We start from the raw sequence: 16,150 nt of genomic DNA on the forward strand, positions 1-16,150 counted from the left end.
GAAATCAGCCGCTAGCCCTCGAAGAATATAGGTTTATTGCTACTAAGTTTGTAGCAAATCCAGTTCAACGGTTGTCGGGCAGCTCGATCTTCACTTCCAGCACTTCCAGGTTGTCCTGGCGCTCCAGGTGCACCTTGATGTCGTTCTGGTTGATCTTGATGTATTTGCTGATCACAGCCACGAGCTCGGCCTGCAGGGCTGGCAGATAGTCGGGCTCTGCCGCATTGCGGCCGCTGCGCTCGTGCGCCAGGATGATCTGCAGCCGCTCCTTGGCGACGCTAGCGGTCTTCTTTTTCTCGCCCAGCAGGAATGACAGGAACGATGCCATGGCTTACTTCCCTCCGAACAGGCGCTTGAGCAGGCCTTGCTTGGGGGCTTCGGTGAAGCGCATAGGTTTGTCCACACCCAGGAAGCGGTCTATGACGTCCTTGTAGGCCTCGGACACATCGCTACCCTGCATGTGCACGGCCGGCACGCCCTGATTGGAGGCCTGCAGCACCGATTCGCTCTCGGGTATCACGCCGATCAGCTTGATGCGCAAAATGTCTTGAATATCTTCCAAAGACAACATCTGCCCCTGGTCCACGCGGGCCGGGTTGTAGCGGGTGATCAGCAGGTGTTCCTTGATCGGGTCACCTCCCTCCACTGCGCGCTTGGTCTTGCTGGCCAGCATGCCCAGGATGCGGTCCGAATCGCGTACGGAGGACACTTCGGGGTTGGTCACCACCAGCGCCTCGTCAGCGAAATGCATGGCCATCAGCGCACCAGTTTCAATGCCGGCAGGCGAGTCGCAAACGATGTATTCAAAATCCATCGTGCCCAGGTCGTGCAACACTTTTTCCACGCCGGCTTGTGTCAGAGCGTCTTTGTCTCGGGTCTGTGAGGCAGCCAGCACGTACAGGTTGTCGCACTGCTTGTCTTTGATGAGGGCCTGGTTCAGGTTGGCCTCGCCCTGGATCACGTTGATCAGGTCATAAACCACGCGGCGCTCGCAACCCATGATCAGGTCCAGATTGCGCAGGCCCACGTCAAAGTCGATAACGGCGGTCTTGTGCCCGCGCAGCGCCAGGCCGGTTGCAAAGCTGGCGCTGGTGGTGGTCTTGCCGACCCCGCCCTTGCCCGATGTCACCACAATAATTCTTGCCATAAATGTCTATGCTTTCCAATGAAGGTTTTGAAGAGAACCTGGTTTCAGCTAACTGTTCAGGGCCTCAACAATCAATTTTTCCTGGCCGTCGGTGCTGAGCCGCACTTGGGCAGCCTTGCCTTGCACATCCGGTGCCAATGCGTTTTCGCTGGTGCGGTACACGCCAGCAATCGAAATCAACTCGGGTTCCAGGCACAGCGAAAAAATTCGCGCACTGGTGTCACCCCGCGCCCCGGCCATGGCCTTGCCACGCAGCGGTGCGTACACGTGGATATTGCCATCGGCCACCACCTCTGCACCCTGGTTGACCATGGCCAATACCACCAAATCACAACCCCGGGCGTACACCTTCTGGCCTGAGCGCAGCGGTTTGTCCACGACCATCGTGGTCGGGCCAGGGACCTCACGCACCACTTCATGCACGACCTCATGGACCACCTCTCGGACGGTCTCGGCAACGTGGGGTTCGGCCGCCGGCGCTGGTCGGCTGCGGTGCACATCCGGCGGCGCCTCGACCAGGCCCACAGCCAGGGCCGCGGCCATCACCTCTGGACTGGCACCCCGCGCCGCCACCGGCACCAGGCTGCAAGACCGCAACACCTTGAGCAGGGGCACCAGGTCAAAAAGCGGTTGACTCGGATCCAGTTGCGAGAAATCGATGACCAGCGCGTCATGGTCAAAAAAGTCCGGGCTTTCTCCGTCCGGACCAAATTGCCGCAACACGTCGGCCGCCAGCACAGCGCCATCATTCGATTTCAACAGCAGCGCCACCAAGGGCAGTTGTGCACTCTTGATTTCGAACGACGCGGGCGCCTGCCCTGCACTATGGCCTGTAGAAGAAACGGACATGAAAAGGAATGAAGACTGCAGCGTGGGGTGAAGACATGGACTGAAGGCCCGAAGTCGGCGAATCTTACTTGATTGACGGGCTTAAAACGCCGCCTGTACCAGCTTCTTTTCACCAGAAATCCAAAGGGCAACAGGACCCTTGGAAAACTTTCTTTTTTGTGTCGCCCAGTTCTGTCCTATTGTCTTAATGTCTTATTTATAAGGTAGTAGTAGTAGATAGGCTTGGCTCTTTAGTGTGCACAAGGCATTTTTATCGTTATAAATCAACGGCTTGCACAGCTTCAACCCCTGTGCGTGACTGCGCTTCTCTGGTGTACCCGGTTCATGAACAACTTTTGGTATCTGCTCCATGCTGTGGATAACCTAGGTCTTATGCCGGAACTATCCACAGCTTTGTGCTTTGACAGAAACCAAAAGCCAGGGGTGTAGAGTCGACCCCCATGAAACTCATTTTCCGCATCTTTGGTGTCCTGTTGCTGGCCTGCTGCATTTTTGCCGTGGCCGGTGTGATTGCAACCTGGGCGCCTGATAAACCTGTGTCGGCACTGACAGCCCGCTGGGCCCCGCCTCCGTCGCAATTTGTGGACGTGGACGGGATGCAGGTGCATGTGCGCGACGAAGGGCCGCGCGACGATCCCCAGCCCATCGTATTGCTGCATGGCACCTCGGCCAGCCTGCATACCTGGGACGGATGGGTGCAAAGCCTCAGCGGCCAACGCCGTGTGGTCCGGTTCGACTTGCCGGCGTTTGGCTTGACCGGCCCCAACCCCAACAATGACTACTCGATTGCGGCCTACGTGCACACTGTCATCGGTGTAGCCGACAAGCTGGGCGTCAAACAGTTCGTGCTGGCTGGCAATTCCCTGGGTGGCCAGATCGCCTGGGCCACCGCCCTGGCCCATCCGCAGCGGGTCAGCAAACTGGTGCTGGTGGATGCGGCCGGCTATCCGTTCCAGTCGGCCTCGGTGCCGATTGGCTTTCAAATCGCCCGCATGCCAGGTTTGCGGGTGCTGATGGAGCATATTTTGCCGCGCGGCGTCATTCAGAGCAGCGTGCGCAATGTCTACGGCGACCCTGGCAAGGTAACCCCCGAGCTGGTAGACCGCTACTACGACCTGACCTTGCGCGCCGGCAACCGCAAGGCCCTGGCCTACCGCATGGAGCAGCGTCTGAGCGGTGACGAGGCCGGCATCAAAAACCTCAAGCTGCCAACCCTGATCATCTGGGGTGGGCAGGACCGGTTGATTCCACTGGACAACGCCAAGCGCTTTGCAGCCGACATCGCGTCGTCCAAGCTGGTGGTGTTTGACGATCTGGGCCACGTACCGCATGAAGAGGATGCTTCCAGAACTGTAGCGGCGCTCAAGGCATTCCTGGCTTCGCCCTAGCGGCTGCCGCCCCTTGCTTGCGATTGGTGGTTAAATATGCTTCCAGCCCTCGCCGGTAGCGCGTAACAAGCTATTATTTTCATAGCAGGTGTCAGTCCATGAGTGATAAGAAGCCCTTTGAAGTCGCGCGTGAAACGCTCAAACAACTGACGTTGCAAAAGCTGCAGCCCACCCCTGCCAACTACCAGGCCATCTACAACGAGATCGCCGGCATCCCGGTGATCCCGCCCTTCCCAGCCGACATCCTGCGGGATATTTCCAAGTCGCTCCCTGCCAAGACGCCGGGCCAGCAAAAGCAGCGTGGTTTGCTGGACTACGCCATAGACCGCTTGAACTGGGACGGTGTCAAAACCGCATTGGTGGCCTACGGCAGTTTTGCGCCGCTGACGGGTGGTGACGACGCGCCCCCCCCAGCGGCTCTGCCCAAAAACGGACTCAATGCCAGCGCGCCCGCGTTGACCACAGAGTTCCTGGGCCAACTGGGGCGGCTTATTGAATACACCCAGCCTGCGCTGGGCACGGACGATGAACGTTTTGGGGAACTCAGCAAGGCACTGACCAGCGCACTGCGGCAAAACGGGGCTGACATCCTGGCGCTGAAAAGCATGCTGCTGAGCTACAGCGACCGCGTTTCCTTTGTCGCAGAAGACCAGGCCGAGATCAAGAAGGCCCTGCTCAAGCTGCTGCACATGGTGTTTGAAAATATCGCTGACCTGAGCCTGGACGACCAATGGCTCAAAGGCCAGATGGATGCGCTGATGCAGGCCTCTACTCCGCCGTTGACGCTGCGCCGGCTGGATGACGTGGAGCGGCGCTTGAAGGATGTGATCTTCAAGCAGAAAAATGCCAAGGAGCATGCGCTGCAGGCCCAAAATGAAATGCGCGACATGCTGGCGGCGTTTATCGACCGGCTGTCTGAGATGGCCAAGTCGACTGGCTCTTTCCACGAAAAGCTGGAAGAAAACGCCCGCCAGATCGAACAGGCTAAAACGCTGGCGGAAATCGCCCCGGTGCTGAAGGAGGTTGTCAGCGCCACGCGGTACATGGCCAGCCAGAGCAAGACGTCAGGCGATCAATTGCAGACCATGCGCGACCGGGCCATCCAGACCGATGCCGAGCTGATCAAGTTGCACCAGGAGCTGGACCGCGTCAGCATACAGGCGCGCCACGACCCGCTGACAGGGGCTCTGAACCGTAAAGGCCTCGAAGAAGCGGTGGAGCGGGAGATTTCCAGCGTGCGCCGCAAGGACACGCCGTTGTGTATGGCGCTTTTGGACATCGACAATTTCAAGAAACTGAACGACACCATGGGCCACGCAACGGGCGATGGTGCCCTGGCGCATCTGGCCACGGTGGCCCGCGAAAGCATGCGCCCACAAGACACGCTGGCGCGTTACGGCGGAGAGGAATTTATCTTCTTGTTGCCAGACACCCCGCTGGACAAGGGCATAGAAGCAATGACACGCCTGCAGCGCGAATTAACGAAGAAATTGTTCCTGACCGGGGCAGAAAAAATCCTCATCACTTTCAGCGCCGGGGTGGCACAGCTGGCACCCGACGAAACCGGTGGCGAAGCCATCAAACGTGCCGACAAGGCCATGTACCTGGCCAAGCGCGCGGGTAAGAATCGCGTACTGGGCGCATAAGGAAACACCATGGTCTATCTCATTGCCGGATTGCTTGTATTTCTAGGTGCCCATTCCATTCGCATCTTCGCCGAAGGTTGGCGTACCCAACTGCGGCAACGTATCGGAGAAGGCGCCTACAAGGGGGTGTATTCGCTGGTGTCTATCGTCGGCTTTGGCCTCATCATTTATGGCTTCGGCCTGGCCCGCGAAACACCTGTGATGCTGTGGACACCGCCCGCGGGCATGCGCCATGCTGCGTCGCTGTTCACAGTGATCGCGTTTGTACTGCTGGCTGCTGCCTATGTGCCGCGCAACAGTATCAAGGCGCGGGTCCACCATCCCATGGTGCTGGCGGTCAAAGCCTGGGCGCTTGGCCATTTGCTGGCAAACGGCTCCTTGGCGCATCTATTGCTCTTTGGTGCATTCCTGGCCTGGGCCGTGCTGAATTTCATCGCCGCGCGCAGGCGTGACCGTGCCGCCGGCACGCACTACCCTGCCGGCACGGTGGCAGGAACCGCCGCTGCGGTAGTTGTGGGTCTTGCGGCCTGGGCCTTGTTTGCCTTTCAGTTGCATGGCCTGCTGATTGGCATAAGACCTTTTGGCTAGTTCGGTGGCAGGGCGCACATCCATAATGGGCGCTTTCACCCCGCAGGAGGCCTTGCATGCCGCGTTCCGTTCTTGATGAAGCCCGTATCCACCCCGCCGTTCGTGAGCGGGTGGCCTCCAACCAATCGCGCATCGTTAAAGAGGTCCAGGATGCTGTAGCCCAGCACGCGGTGGTCGTTGTGGGAATGGGCATGAACCCGTTTCCCAAAAAGGCACGCAAGCTGCTGGACGAAGCCGGTATTGCCTACCACTACATCGAATACGGCAGCTACTTCAAGCAGTGGCGTGAGCGCAATGCGCTGAAGATGTGGACCGGTTGGCCTACGATCCCCATGATTTTCGTCAAAGGCACGTTGATTGGCGGTGCCGATGATCTGAAGAAACTGCTGGACAGCGGCGCGTTCAAAACCCTGATGGCCTGAGTTTCGGTGGCTTACTTGGCGGCTGCTGCGTCGCCATGTTTTTTGTCACCCCAACCCGCGTGCCCACCATGGCGGTGGCCCATGCGGGCATGCTCGGCGTCAAAAACCTTTTTCTGGTCGGCATTCAGCGCGGCATAAAAGGTTTTCGTGGCTTCTGCGCGCTTGTCCATCGCGGCGGTCCGGTCGACCATGTGCTGGGCGTGCAGCGCGCGCATCTTGTCGATGCGTTCGGGCGTGGTCAGCTTGTCCATCTCGTCGCGGTCCGGGCGTTGGTGGTGGTCGGGGCGTGCCGGTGGCTTCATCGCAGTCGTGAAGTTGGTCCAGGCGCTTTCTTGCTCTGCGGTGATCTTCAGCTTGGCTTTCAGCTCAGCCTGGCGTTTGGCGACCATGGCTTCCCGCTGGGCCGGGTCCCGTGGACCGCGCATGCCCATGGCTCCACCATGTCCCGCAGTGCCACTGGCCGTCGCTGGCGGACGGGCTGAGTCAGATGGCGTTGATGTTGTTGCGGTTTGGGCAAAGCTTGCGAAACCGGCGCTAGCCAGCAAGCCTGCAAGAACGAGGGATTGAATACCGGATTTCATGGGAATTCCTTTTTTAGTGTCTGCCGCAGGAATTGCGATCAAAGTAAAGCCAGTCTGCGTTGGCCGTGTATCTGGCGCATTTGCCTGGGCTTAAGGCTTTGTAAAGATAGCCCCGCGCTCTACCGCTACGCGGGTCGCTGCCCTCCAGGGGGCTGACTCGCCTTGGGGCGGCCCGGCAGAGAGTCGCCCACCGCCCGTCACGCTTGCGCAGTAGGCTGCGGCTCTGTGCGCCGACAATACGTGCTCTCGCGAGAAATTCAATTTAGCTAAAGGCAAACACGTGTTCAAGAATTTGATGATTTACCGCCTGGTGGCGGGCTGGCCCACGGAGCTTTCTGCATTGGACGAGGTGCTGGGCAAGGCGCAGTTTGTGGAGTGCGGTGCTTCTCAAGAAAAGTCGGTTGGCTGGGTAGAGCCGCGTGGCCATGCCCATGGCCCGATGGTGGAAGTGGTGGGCGGCCAGTGGCTGCTGAAGCTGATGATGGAGGTGAAGGTCGTGCCGGGCTCGGTGGTCAAACGCAAGGTTCAGGACCAGCTGGACCATATCGAGGCGACAACCGGGCGCAAGCCGGGCAAAAAAGAGAAGCGTGACATCAGCGAAGATGCCCGTCTGGCCCTGTTGCCCATGGCATTTAGCAAACAGTCCAGCGTGCAGGTATGGGTGTATCCGGCCGCCGGTTTCTTGCTGACCGACGCCGGTAGCCAGGCTAAGGCCGATGAGGTGATGACCTGGCTGATCAAGGCGGTGGACGGCCTGGTAGTGCAGCTGGTGAACACCCAGACCTCCCCCGCCTCCGCCATGTCGGTATGGTTGTCAACCAAAGAGGCGCCGCAGTCCTTCAGCGTGGACCGCGAATGCGAGTTGAAGGCTGCCGACGAATCACGTGCTGTAGTGCGCTACACGCGCCACGCGCTGGATACCGACGAGGTCAGCCAGCATATCGCGATGGGGAAGATGCCAACCCGTTTGGCGTTGACGTGGGCTGACCGCGTGTCCTTTGTACTGACAGAGGGTCTGCAGCTCAAGAAAATCGCGTTTTTGGAATCGGTATTTGAGGGCGCCGCCGCCAGTCCAGGTGACGGCAAGGACGACAACTTTGACGCCGATGTGGCCATTGCCACCGGGGAACTCAGGAAACTGATCCCCGATTTGCTGGAAGCTCTGGGTGGCGAAATGCCAGCTGCCTAGCGGCCGTAGTAGTCGTTGTGGTGACCATGGTGGCGACGATGGCCGTAGCGATAGTAGGGCGGCGGCGCCTCCCAGGTGTACTCAGCCGATTGGTAGTAGGTCACTGGCTGCACCACGCGGTATTCTGGCTGCGGCGCCTGGTACACGGCGATAGGCTGTTGGTAATAGGTCACGGGTTGCACAACCCGGTATTGCGGCTGGGGCGCCTGGTACACCGTCACCGGCTGTTGCTGGTAGTAGGTTGCTGCAGGGTACGGATTGGGAGCATAGCCGGACGAATAGTGCTGGCTGGCGAGGCTTGCGCCCACCAGACCACCAGCGCCCGCGCCCAAAATGGCGCCGTTGCGACCACCCACCGAATTACCGATGGCTGCACCAGCAACTGCCCCCACCCCAGCTCCAACGAAGGTGTTGAAATCGTTGGCATGGGCCATCGGGGCCATTACCGTAAGGCTACCGGCCAGCAGTGCAAGGCTTGCCAAGTGGCCGATTTTTGCAGCCGTTGGCGTAAAAAAAGAGTGCGACATGGACAAAGCACGAGGAGTTTGCATGGCAACAAGGGGCCAGAGCCCATACCGCCAGACGTAGCGGTTTGTCACTGTACAACGCTACGCGGCAGAATCCGATGACGCGTTAACAAGGTTTTACAAGTTTGCCGGTGGGGTTATGGGTCGACCGCATAGCCCTCCGCGGCAATGGCTTGCGCCAGCGCCTCCCGATGTTCTGTGGATTCCACTGTCACACGGCTTTGCGAACGGTCCACCTGCACCCGAGCTTGCGGGTCGAGCTGCTGCAGCGCGTGGATAACGGCACTCTCACAGTGGCCGCACGTCATCCCTGTGACGGTAAAAATCTGCTGGTTCATAAAATCCTCCTGAAACACAAGTCAAACACAAAAGAGCATAGTCCAAGTGCGCCACACCGAAGAACCAAGCCCTTGAACACACCCATGTCCCCGCAAGCTGTCCTGGATTTCGGTATTGGTGGCATGACCTGTGCATCGTGCGTGGGGCGCGTCGAGCGCGCACTGAAAAAAGTTGCCGGTGTATCCGATGCGACTGTCAACCTGGCTACGGAGTCTGCGCGCATTGCGTACAGCGGTGACGCGCAGATGCCGGCGCGCCTGCGGCGGGCCGTGCGAGACGCCGGCTACGAGCCGCGCACGCCCGAACAACAAGAGGATGCACACGCTGCGTCGCCATGGGCCGGATTCACGCCGGTGCTGCTGGGCATGTTGCTGAGTCTGCCACTCGCGCTGCCCATGGTCGGCGCCTTGGCCGACCAGCATTGGATGCTGCCTGCGTGGCTGCAGTTTGCGCTGGCCACGCCCGTGCAGTTTGTGCTGGGCGCCCGCTTCTACAGGGCGGGTTGGCATGCATTGAAAGCCTTGACCGGCAACATGGATTTGCTGGTGGCCATTGGCACGACTGCAGGCTGGGCCTTGTCGGTATGGTTGTGGCTTAGCGCGCCCGGCGGCGCGATGGTGCACCTGTACTTTGAAGGCTCGGCCATCGTCATCACGCTGGTGCTGCTGGGCAAATGGTTGGAGGCGCGCGCCAAGCGGCAGACCACCTCGGCCATACGGGTCTTGCATGCGCTGCAGCCGGGCACCGCCCACCTGATCGGGCGCAACGGAGAGGTGGACGTACCCGTGGTCGACGTATTGGTTGGAGACCGATTGGTTGTCAAACCCGGCGAACGGTTCCCGGTGGATGGCACGCTGCTGGAGGGCTACACGCAGGTGGATGAGTCCATGTTGACCGGCGAGCCGCTGCCAGTGCACAAGGACCAGGGCGCCAAGCTGACTGGTGGCTCTATCAATGGCGAGGGCCGTGTGGTGTTGCAGGTTACTGCCGTGGGCGTGGATACGGTGCTGTCCCACATCACCCGGCTGGTCGAAGATGCGCAAGCTGCGAAAGCACCCATACAACGCTTGGTCGACCGCGTGAGTGCGGTCTTTGTGCCGGTGGTGCTGGCATTGGCGCTGACCACCTTGCTGGCCTGGTGGCTTACGGGTCACCCGTTTGAGACCGCGGTGATTCACGCCGTTGCCGTGCTGGTTATTGCCTGTCCCTGCGCGCTGGGCTTGGCCACCCCGGCGGCCATCATGGCCGGCACCGGGGTGGCGGCCCAATACGGCATCCTGATCAAGGACGCCCAGGCATTGGAAATAGCGCACCGAGTGGACATCGTGGCCTTTGACAAGACAGGTACCCTGACGCTGGGCCGGCCACGTCTGACAGCCTTTGCGGTGGCGGGAGGAGAAGATTCGGACGAGGTGCTGTGTGTGGCTGCCAGCTTGCAAAGTGGCAGCGAACATCCTTTGGCACACGCGGTCGTCGTCGCTGCCAATGAAAGAGGATTGAAGCTCTCAGCACCCGAAGCGCTGCAGGCGGTCCCTGGTAAAGGCAGCATTGGCGAACTGGCGCATCAACACTATTGCATTGGCAGTCTGCGCTGGATGCAGGAACTGGGCACAGCATTGGGTGACACGTTGCAGGCGCAGGCCGACGGCCTCCAACAGCAGGGTGCCACGGTATCGGCGATTGCACGGCGTACCGATGACCACACCAATGCATCGGAATTAGCGAGCTATGAGGTGCTGGCCCTCATGGCCTTTGCCGATACGCCCAAGCCCGGCGCGCAACAGGCGCTGGCGGCGTTGCGTGCCCGTGGCATACAGACGGTGATGCTGTCGGGCGACAACCGCGGCGCTGCCGAAGCCATGGCCCGCCATCTGGGCTTGCGTCCCGAGGACGGAGAGGTGTTGGCAGAAGTGTTACCCGGCGACAAGGCCGCGCGGGTGGTTGAGCTCCGGCAAGCCGGTGGCAAACCATCCGCCCATGTAGTCGCCATGGTGGGCGACGGCGTCAACGATGCCCCGGCCCTGGCTGCGGCCGATGTCGGCATGGCCATGGGCACTGGTACCGATGTCGCCATGCACGCCGCCGGCATCACGTTGATGCGCGGCGACGTGGCGCTGGTGGCTGCTGCGCTGGATATCTCCAGCCGCACCGTGGCCAAGATCCGACAAAACCTGTTTTGGGCATTTGCGTACAACGTGGCTGGCATTCCCTTGGCGGCCCTGGGCTACTTGAACCCGGTGCTGGCTGGTGCGGCCATGGCGTTGAGTTCGGTCAGCGTGATGGCCAATGCACTGCTGCTCAAGCGGTGGCGCCCGTCGCGATAGCGCGGTGTATGTCATCGGAAAGTGTGTGCATATCGTTGAGCTAGGCATGACCTTGCAAAACACCTCCACGGCAGCCCCTCCCCATAACGACACGGCGACCACCACGACCGCCGAGCAACGCAGCCGATACCAAACTATCCAGGTTGCCGGCATCGTGGCACCCTTTGTGGATGCCCTGAGCCGCACCCACAATCTGGACGCTATCTGGGCAGTTGCCTTTCCGTTTGCCGAGATGGCCCACCCCACACGACCCACCCTTAAACTCAGCACCGTCATCAAACGCGCCGAACAGGCTGGCACTATGGAACATATGCGAGTGGATTCGCTGGAGTCCGCACGGTCCGCACTTGTCAAAGCGAGCCACTATAGTGACTGGACAGAGAAATCCTATGCACCGTTGTTACAACTATTGGATCTTGCTATTGCTAGCAAGATGCAGGGCAGTGGCACGCTAAGAAGTCAATGCTAGGATGCGCGTTGGGCTGCCGCGCGGACGGTGCCTGGACCTCACTTAGGCCGTAGGCCCGGCTGCGGCCTTGCGTTCCCGGTTCTTTCGGCGGGCATCCAGATGCCACGCCAGAAAGGGAAGCAGCAGGATGGATCCGGGCAGCGCCCAAATGATCAGGTAGGGGTAGACGGCAGACGCCGCCCGCAACATGTGTTTGAGTTCCTGGCGATCCTGTGCCGTCCACTTGGTGCCGTTGCGTGGCTTCATCAGCAGCGGAATAGCGCCCTTGATTTTGCCCAGCTCGGTGCGCATGCGATTTTTTTCGCGGCTGTTGCTGGCCAGAAACGAGCCAAACCAGCGCGGCGCCCGCTTCATTCGGGATTGGTACGAGACGGTTTTGTTGGGATCAAACGCCGGTGGCTCGGCCGGCAAGGCGGCGGCGTCCACGGCGGGTTTTGACAGTTCGGAGGATCCCATGGGCGGATTATCCGCCAAGCGCTTACAAAACCCGCAGTCCGATGCGTACCCAATTGAGCCAGCGTCCCCAGTTGCGCCAGAGATACAAACCTTTGCGCGCAGTCTGCAGTATGGAACGTGGGCGCCAAACAACCAGTGCCACCGCAGCACCGGCAACGATCCCGGGGTTAGCAGTTATCCATGCGCCGATCTGTTGGAGCCGCCAGCGGGCGCGGTCTACGGTGTGCAGAGCTTCGCCCAGCGGCCGCAACTCGTGCGCTAACTCGACACGTTGCGCAACGATGCGCTCGCGTAAACGTCCACGTTCGACGTAGAGTTCAATTAGGCGTTGGTCCATGGCCGACAGCTGCTTTGAGTTGGCGCAAGTCTTCTTGCAATTCCGCCAGCGAGGCGTTGAAAAGTGGTGCTGCCCGGCGGCTGGTTTGCTGTATGGCGAGATACAGGAATACCGCCGCTCCCCAGATTAGCCCTGCAGACAGGGCCACGACGAGCAGCCGTTGTTCCCAAAACATCACGATCAGGCCCATCACGGTCAGCACCACACCCAATATCACGCACAACAGCATGGCCAGTGCCAGAACTATCTGGCGCACGATGGTGATCCGCCCTTCCTCTAGCTCATTACCCAAGAGTTCCAACCGGGTGTGGGCAATAGCCAGCAGCTTGCCGGCCTTTCCACGGGCAGCACCCCAAGTGCCACCTTTATCACCATGCGCGGCGTCCATGCTTTGTGATCGGTGTGTAGTGTGTTGGTCGTGGTCTAGCGGCGGCCTACCAGCAGGCCCAGGAAGAAGCCGACACCGACGCCAATACCCACGGCTTGCCATGGGGATTCATGCACGTAGTCGTCGGCGGCGCGTGCGGCGGCACGGGTTTTGTCAATGAGTGCTGCCTCCGCTGCATCCAGACGGATGCGGGCGCCCAGCAGACGGTCTTGTACGCGGGCGCGCAAGTTGGCAATCTTTTCGCCGGTCTGGTCGGCAGTGGCCTTCAGAATATCTTCGGCATCGGCAATCACTGCGCGGATGTCGGTGACGAGTTTTTCTTGAGAAGTGATGGAGGAAGTTTGGGAATCAGACATGGCGCCTCTTTCAACAAAAGTTTCTTGAACGAGGCCACAGCGTAGCAGATTCAAATGCGCGGTTGGGTGGGGTGGCGCACATATGAAGTCAAGTTTTTCGGGGCCCGGGCCCCGAGCTCAATTTTTGCGTTTGACGACTGCGCTCTGCCGCGCATCCTCGCTGCGCGCGAAGGTTACTGCGCCATTGCTGACCTTGCCCATGACCAGCATATTTCGGGTAATTGCATCCTTGTCGTTCAGGCTGAAGGGCCGCTCATATGTGGCGACGACGCCGTAATAGATGCGTGTGATGTTCTCCAGCGCGGCCTTGACCACCGGGCCATTGGGGTTGCCATCGCGCACGCCAAACAGTGCGAACGCAAGCAGGTAGGTGCTGTCATAGCCCTGGGCTGCAGCCATCGGCACGGCCATGGCCTGCTTGAACTTGCGCTTGTAGGCGCTGAGAAAAGCGGCGCGGCGCTCGTTGCTGGGTTCGGCGATAAAGCTTTGCGCCATCATTGCGCCCTCGGCCGCGTCCTTGGCGCCGTTGATGAAGAATGGAAACGACAGCGGCCAAGCGCCGACCTGAGGCACTTTCCACTTCAGCTCTTTGCGGCCGTTGGCAATGACGGCGTTTTCCACACCCACGGTATAGCTGAACATGACGTCAGCCCCGGCGTCCCGCGCAGCCTTCAGCTCTTCACGCAGATCCTTTACACCCAGTGCAAAGCGGGCCACGTAGACGGCTTTCAATCCCTTGGCTGCCAGCGCGGCCTCCACATCCTTCAGGCCGGCGTCGCCATAGCCTGTGGTGTCGGCAAAGATCGCTACCTGGTTCCATCCCCGGCGAACGATGTCGTCAACCACATAGGGTGCCTGGATGGCGTCGCGCGGTGACGTACGAAAAATATAGCTTTCGGGAGCCGGGTATTTGGCTGTCAGCGGCGAGCCGGTAGCGCAGGGGATGATCAGCGGCAGTTTGGCGTTCTGGAACACCTCCAGCGATTTTTGCGCCACACCCGTATTGCAAAAGCCCAGCGTGGCCACCACGCCAGCCGCCACCAGCTCTTGCGAGCCCTTCAGGCCTGCGTCCGGGTTGCCCTGGTCGTCCTTGATGACCAGTTCCAGCGGCCGGCCCATATAGCCGCCCACTGCGTTGATCTCCTCGGTGGCCAACTGTATGCCCTGCAGCATTTGTATGCCAAAGTCGGACGACGGTCCGGTGAACGGCCCGATGACGCCGACCTTCAGCGTGGCGGCGGTGCTGGGTTGGGCCTGGGCGCTCAGGGCTGCCAGACACAGGATGCTGGCGCCGACCAGGCGGGCGGTCCACGAGGGGGTGCTGCTGCGTGTGTGCATGTAGGTCTCCGGGGGCTGGGTGGAGGGCCAGTCTAAGCAGGCTATGGCCAGGTGCGCTGCTGGAATACCCTTGTAAGGGGTTGCCCGTCAGGCAGCTGTCAGACGCCAGCGGTCCAAAGCCAAATCGGCCGCTAGCCCTCGCCAGATGAGCGTAAGCCGCTATGAATTTGAGAGTAACTTTGGTTGAGCAACTCCGTGCAGCACAATGCTGTTCTTCCCCGTCCGGATCGCTAGAGCCCCCTGTTGTGACTGAACCCCGACCGCCCCATCCACCGCTTGCCCTTCGTTCCGTATGGGCGTTGGCACTGACCCTGTCTTTGGGCGCTGCGGTGTCGCTGGGCATCACGCGCTTTGCCTATGGTCTGTTGTTACCGGCGATGCGTGTGGACCTGGGCTGGAGTTACACATTGGCCGGTGCCATGAACACGGCCAATGCGCTCGGCTATCTGCTGGGCGCACTGCTGACGCCGTGGCTGCTCAAGCGCGTGGGCGCCAGCACGCTGCTGTGGAGCGGCGCCTTTTTGGCCAGTCTGTTCATGGCGCTGAGCGGCTTCTTTACCGCGACCGAGCCGCTGCTGGTGCAGCGCCTACTGGCCGGAGTCGCCAGCGCGTTCGTTTTCATTGCAGGCGGTTTGCTTGCGGCGCGCCTGGGTGCCCTGCAGCCCGCGCGCAGCGGCCTACTGCTGGGCCTGTATTACGGTGGCACCGGCGTGGGCATTGTGTTGTCGGCAGTGTTGGTGCCCTGGGTGCTGGAGCAAGCGGCAGCCCAGTTGCACGCCTGGCGCTGGGCATGGTGGCTGCTGGCCCTGGCTTGCGCGCTGGCCAGCGCGGCGTTGCTGTGGCCGGCTCGGATGATGGCGCAGCTGGCGCAGGCAGCCCCTGCTGCGGTCACGCACGGCTCGGGAGCCGTTGTGCACTTTCAATGGCGGGCTTTCTCCTTTGCACTGGGCGGGTACATGCTATTTGGCATGGGCTACATCGGCTATATGACCTTTGTCGTGGCCCTGCTGCGCGAACAGGGCCGCAGTGCGCTGGCCGTGATGGTGTTCTACAGCCTGCTGGGGCTGGCAGTGCTGGCGTCGTCGCGCATCTGGGCCAGCTTGCTGGACCGGCACAAGAATGGCCGCGCCCTGGCCAAACTGAACGCGCTGGTGGGTGTTGCAACGATTCTGCCCGCGCTGACGCAATCCTGGCCCGTGGTGCTGGCCTCGGGCCTGCTGTTTGGCGGTGTGTTTCTGTCGGTGGTGGCGTCGACGACAGCGCTGGTGCGGCACAACCTGCCAGCAACTGCCTGGGCCGCAGGTATCAGCGCGTTTACGACGGTGTTCGCCGCCGGTCAGATCGTGGGGCCCACTGTAGTGGGCTGGATTGCGGATGGCCCAGGAGGCTTGGCCCGCGGCCTGGTGGTGTCGGCAGTGGCACTTTGGGTGGGGGCCGCGTTGGCTTGGCGGCAGAAGGCGTTGTAGGGCGCCAACCACGGCAGATCCCCACTGCAAACACTTTGCGTCTCGGCCAATCGCACGCCGTCGGCATTGTCTGGAATGGGCGCGTTCTGAAGCCAAATGCCCGACACGGTGCTGGCTAAAGACAGGGCGTTTCGTGAAATATTGGTGCCGGTTTCCCAGGGCAAGAGTTTTCAGCAGGACGGAAAAACCGTGTTGATCACGTTGGCCTTAGCGGACGAAGCGCTCAAGCGCATTGAAGCGTCTTATCTGCGCTTGGGGCGTTTGCTCAACCCGGTATGGGTGAACGGCGAAGGCTGACACCATCCGGGGGCTGCGTATCCGCAATCCTCACCCCGTTTCT

The 16,150-nt window shown here is 60.7% G+C and carries 20 protein-coding genes; 9 read left to right on the forward strand and 11 right to left on the reverse strand.

Annotated elements, in window-relative coordinates; translation table 11 throughout:
- Window positions 1-64: 64 nt before the first annotated feature.
- The 3 genes from minE to minC are packed head-to-tail and all read right to left on the reverse strand — an operon-like array spanning window position 65 to window position 1,996.
- Window positions 65-328 carry a cell division topological specificity factor MinE gene (gene minE, locus AC097P_RS04150; RefSeq protein WP_479609091.1) on the reverse strand — a complete coding sequence of 88 codons (264 nt, stop codon included), beginning with the start codon at window positions 326-328 and terminating at the stop codon, window positions 65-67.
- 3 nt (window positions 329-331) lie between these two features.
- Window positions 332-1,147, reverse strand: a complete 816-nt coding sequence (minD, locus tag AC097P_RS04155) for a septum site-determining protein MinD (protein WP_479609092.1) — start codon at window positions 1,145-1,147, stop codon at window positions 332-334.
- A 48-nt stretch (window positions 1,148-1,195) separates the two neighbouring features.
- Entirely contained in the window at window positions 1,196-1,996 is an 801-nt protein-coding gene (gene minC / locus AC097P_RS04160) for a septum site-determining protein MinC (protein ID WP_479609093.1), read from the reverse strand.
- Between the two features lie 440 nt (window positions 1,997-2,436).
- Here minC and AC097P_RS04165 point away from each other — a divergent pair, with 440 nt between their 5' ends.
- The 4 genes from AC097P_RS04165 to AC097P_RS04180 all read left to right on the forward strand — a co-directional run bounded on the left by AC097P_RS04165 (window position 2,437) and on the right by AC097P_RS04180 (window position 6,040).
- Window positions 2,437-3,384 carry an alpha/beta fold hydrolase gene (locus tag AC097P_RS04165; RefSeq protein WP_479609094.1) on the forward strand — a complete coding sequence of 316 codons (948 nt, stop codon included), beginning with the start codon at window positions 2,437-2,439 and terminating at the stop codon, window positions 3,382-3,384.
- 98 nt (window positions 3,385-3,482) lie between these two features.
- Window positions 3,483-5,030 carry a GGDEF domain-containing protein gene (locus AC097P_RS04170; protein ID WP_479609095.1) on the forward strand — a complete coding sequence of 516 codons (1,548 nt, stop codon included), beginning with the start codon at window positions 3,483-3,485 and terminating at the stop codon, window positions 5,028-5,030.
- 9 nt (window positions 5,031-5,039) lie between these two features.
- On the forward strand, window positions 5,040-5,618 hold the full coding sequence (locus AC097P_RS04175) for an NnrU family protein (protein WP_479609096.1): 579 nt from the start codon (window positions 5,040-5,042) through the stop codon (window positions 5,616-5,618).
- A gap of 56 nt (window positions 5,619-5,674) precedes the next feature.
- Window positions 5,675-6,040, forward strand: a complete 366-nt coding sequence (locus AC097P_RS04180) for a glutaredoxin (RefSeq protein ID WP_479609097.1) — start codon at window positions 5,675-5,677, stop codon at window positions 6,038-6,040.
- 11 nt (window positions 6,041-6,051) lie between these two features.
- Here AC097P_RS04180 and AC097P_RS04185 read toward each other — a convergent pair whose 3' ends face one another.
- On the reverse strand, window positions 6,052-6,621 hold the full coding sequence (locus AC097P_RS04185) for a Spy/CpxP family protein refolding chaperone (RefSeq protein WP_479609098.1): 570 nt from the start codon (window positions 6,619-6,621) through the stop codon (window positions 6,052-6,054).
- 280 nt (window positions 6,622-6,901) lie between these two features.
- Here AC097P_RS04185 and AC097P_RS04190 point away from each other — a divergent pair, with 280 nt between their 5' ends.
- Complete coding sequence (locus AC097P_RS04190; RefSeq protein ID WP_479609099.1) at window positions 6,902-7,810, forward strand: recombination-associated protein RdgC; 909 nt, start codon at window positions 6,902-6,904, stop codon at window positions 7,808-7,810.
- Here AC097P_RS04190 and AC097P_RS04195 read toward each other — a convergent pair.
- Together AC097P_RS04195 and AC097P_RS04200 are read right to left on the reverse strand one after the other, a co-directional pair.
- Entirely contained in the window at window positions 7,807-8,361 is a 555-nt protein-coding gene (locus AC097P_RS04195; protein ID WP_479609100.1) for a YMGG-like glycine zipper-containing protein, read from the reverse strand. The two genes, AC097P_RS04190 and AC097P_RS04195, sit on opposite strands and share 4 nt — an antisense overlap.
- Window positions 8,362-8,474: 113 nt before the next feature.
- Window positions 8,475-8,675, reverse strand: a complete 201-nt coding sequence (locus AC097P_RS04200; RefSeq protein WP_479609101.1) for a heavy-metal-associated domain-containing protein — start codon at window positions 8,673-8,675, stop codon at window positions 8,475-8,477.
- Window positions 8,676-8,759: 84 nt separating this feature from the next.
- Between AC097P_RS04200 and AC097P_RS04205 the strand changes: the two genes are divergently transcribed.
- Window positions 8,760-11,000 carry a heavy metal translocating P-type ATPase gene (locus tag AC097P_RS04205; protein ID WP_479609465.1) on the forward strand — a complete coding sequence of 747 codons (2,241 nt, stop codon included), beginning with the start codon at window positions 8,760-8,762 and terminating at the stop codon, window positions 10,998-11,000.
- A gap of 46 nt (window positions 11,001-11,046) precedes the next feature.
- Complete coding sequence (locus AC097P_RS04210) at window positions 11,047-11,469, forward strand: hypothetical protein (RefSeq protein WP_479609102.1); 423 nt, start codon at window positions 11,047-11,049, stop codon at window positions 11,467-11,469.
- Window positions 11,470-11,511: 42 nt separating this feature from the next.
- Here AC097P_RS04210 and AC097P_RS04215 read toward each other — a convergent pair whose 3' ends face one another.
- The 5 genes from AC097P_RS04215 to AC097P_RS04235 form a co-directional block, all read right to left on the reverse strand.
- Window positions 11,512-11,925 carry a hypothetical protein gene (locus tag AC097P_RS04215; RefSeq protein ID WP_479609103.1) on the reverse strand — a complete coding sequence of 138 codons (414 nt, stop codon included), beginning with the start codon at window positions 11,923-11,925 and terminating at the stop codon, window positions 11,512-11,514.
- Between the two features lie 22 nt (window positions 11,926-11,947).
- Entirely contained in the window at window positions 11,948-12,262 is a 315-nt protein-coding gene (locus AC097P_RS04220) for a YqjK family protein (protein WP_479609104.1), read from the reverse strand.
- Complete coding sequence (locus AC097P_RS04225) at window positions 12,243-12,650, reverse strand: phage holin family protein (RefSeq protein WP_479609105.1); 408 nt, start codon at window positions 12,648-12,650, stop codon at window positions 12,243-12,245. Before AC097P_RS04225 ends, AC097P_RS04220 begins: the two co-directional genes overlap by 20 nt.
- Before the next feature lie 35 nt (window positions 12,651-12,685).
- Window positions 12,686-13,006, reverse strand: a complete 321-nt coding sequence (locus AC097P_RS04230) for an ElaB/YgaM/YqjD family protein (protein WP_479609106.1) — start codon at window positions 13,004-13,006, stop codon at window positions 12,686-12,688.
- 117 nt (window positions 13,007-13,123) lie between these two features.
- Window positions 13,124-14,344, reverse strand: a complete 1,221-nt coding sequence (locus AC097P_RS04235) for an ABC transporter substrate-binding protein (RefSeq protein ID WP_479609107.1) — start codon at window positions 14,342-14,344, stop codon at window positions 13,124-13,126.
- A 245-nt stretch (window positions 14,345-14,589) separates the two neighbouring features.
- On the opposite strand from AC097P_RS04235, the gene AC097P_RS04240 reads away from it, so the two are divergent.
- Complete coding sequence (locus AC097P_RS04240; protein WP_479609108.1) at window positions 14,590-15,810, forward strand: YbfB/YjiJ family MFS transporter; 1,221 nt, start codon at window positions 14,590-14,592, stop codon at window positions 15,808-15,810.
- 96 nt (window positions 15,811-15,906) lie between these two features.
- The gene (locus AC097P_RS04245) at window positions 15,907-16,107 is read left to right on the forward strand and encodes a hypothetical protein (RefSeq protein ID WP_479609109.1); all 201 of its coding nucleotides are present in this window, start codon (window positions 15,907-15,909) and stop codon (window positions 16,105-16,107) included.
- The last annotated feature ends 43 nt before the right edge of the window (window positions 16,108-16,150 follow it).

The sequence above is a fragment of the Rhodoferax sp. ZS1R8 genome (assembly GCF_056521325.1).

Bases quoted from the DNA above. Each gene is read 5' to 3' on its own strand.
- minE (WP_479609091.1), bottom strand. From the start codon at position 328: ATGGCATCGTTCCTGTCATTCCTGCTGGGCGAGAAAAAGAAGACCGCT.
- minD (WP_479609092.1), bottom strand. From the start codon at position 1,147: ATGGCAAGAATTATTGTGGTGACATCGGGCAAGGGCGGGGTCGGCAAG.
- minC (WP_479609093.1), bottom strand. From the start codon at position 1,996: ATGTCCGTTTCTTCTACAGGCCATAGTGCAGGGCAGGCGCCCGCGTCG.
- AC097P_RS04165 (WP_479609094.1), top strand. From the start codon at position 2,437: ATGAAACTCATTTTCCGCATCTTTGGTGTCCTGTTGCTGGCCTGCTGC.
- AC097P_RS04170 (WP_479609095.1), top strand. From the start codon at position 3,483: ATGAGTGATAAGAAGCCCTTTGAAGTCGCGCGTGAAACGCTCAAACAA.
- AC097P_RS04175 (WP_479609096.1), top strand. From the start codon at position 5,040: ATGGTCTATCTCATTGCCGGATTGCTTGTATTTCTAGGTGCCCATTCC.
- AC097P_RS04180 (WP_479609097.1), top strand. From the start codon at position 5,675: ATGCCGCGTTCCGTTCTTGATGAAGCCCGTATCCACCCCGCCGTTCGT.
- AC097P_RS04185 (WP_479609098.1), bottom strand. From the start codon at position 6,621: ATGAAATCCGGTATTCAATCCCTCGTTCTTGCAGGCTTGCTGGCTAGC.
- AC097P_RS04195 (WP_479609100.1), bottom strand. From the start codon at position 8,361: ATGCAAACTCCTCGTGCTTTGTCCATGTCGCACTCTTTTTTTACGCCA.
- AC097P_RS04200 (WP_479609101.1), bottom strand. From the start codon at position 8,675: ATGAACCAGCAGATTTTTACCGTCACAGGGATGACGTGCGGCCACTGT.
- AC097P_RS04205 (WP_479609465.1), top strand. From the start codon at position 8,760: ATGTCCCCGCAAGCTGTCCTGGATTTCGGTATTGGTGGCATGACCTGT.
- AC097P_RS04210 (WP_479609102.1), top strand. From the start codon at position 11,047: ATGACCTTGCAAAACACCTCCACGGCAGCCCCTCCCCATAACGACACG.
- AC097P_RS04215 (WP_479609103.1), bottom strand. From the start codon at position 11,925: ATGGGATCCTCCGAACTGTCAAAACCCGCCGTGGACGCCGCCGCCTTG.
- AC097P_RS04220 (WP_479609104.1), bottom strand. From the start codon at position 12,262: ATGGACCAACGCCTAATTGAACTCTACGTCGAACGTGGACGTTTACGC.
- AC097P_RS04225 (WP_479609105.1), bottom strand. From the start codon at position 12,650: ATGGACGCCGCGCATGGTGATAAAGGTGGCACTTGGGGTGCTGCCCGT.
- AC097P_RS04230 (WP_479609106.1), bottom strand. From the start codon at position 13,006: ATGTCTGATTCCCAAACTTCCTCCATCACTTCTCAAGAAAAACTCGTC.
- AC097P_RS04235 (WP_479609107.1), bottom strand. From the start codon at position 14,344: ATGCACACACGCAGCAGCACCCCCTCGTGGACCGCCCGCCTGGTCGGC.
- AC097P_RS04245 (WP_479609109.1), top strand. From the start codon at position 15,907: ATGCCCGACACGGTGCTGGCTAAAGACAGGGCGTTTCGTGAAATATTG.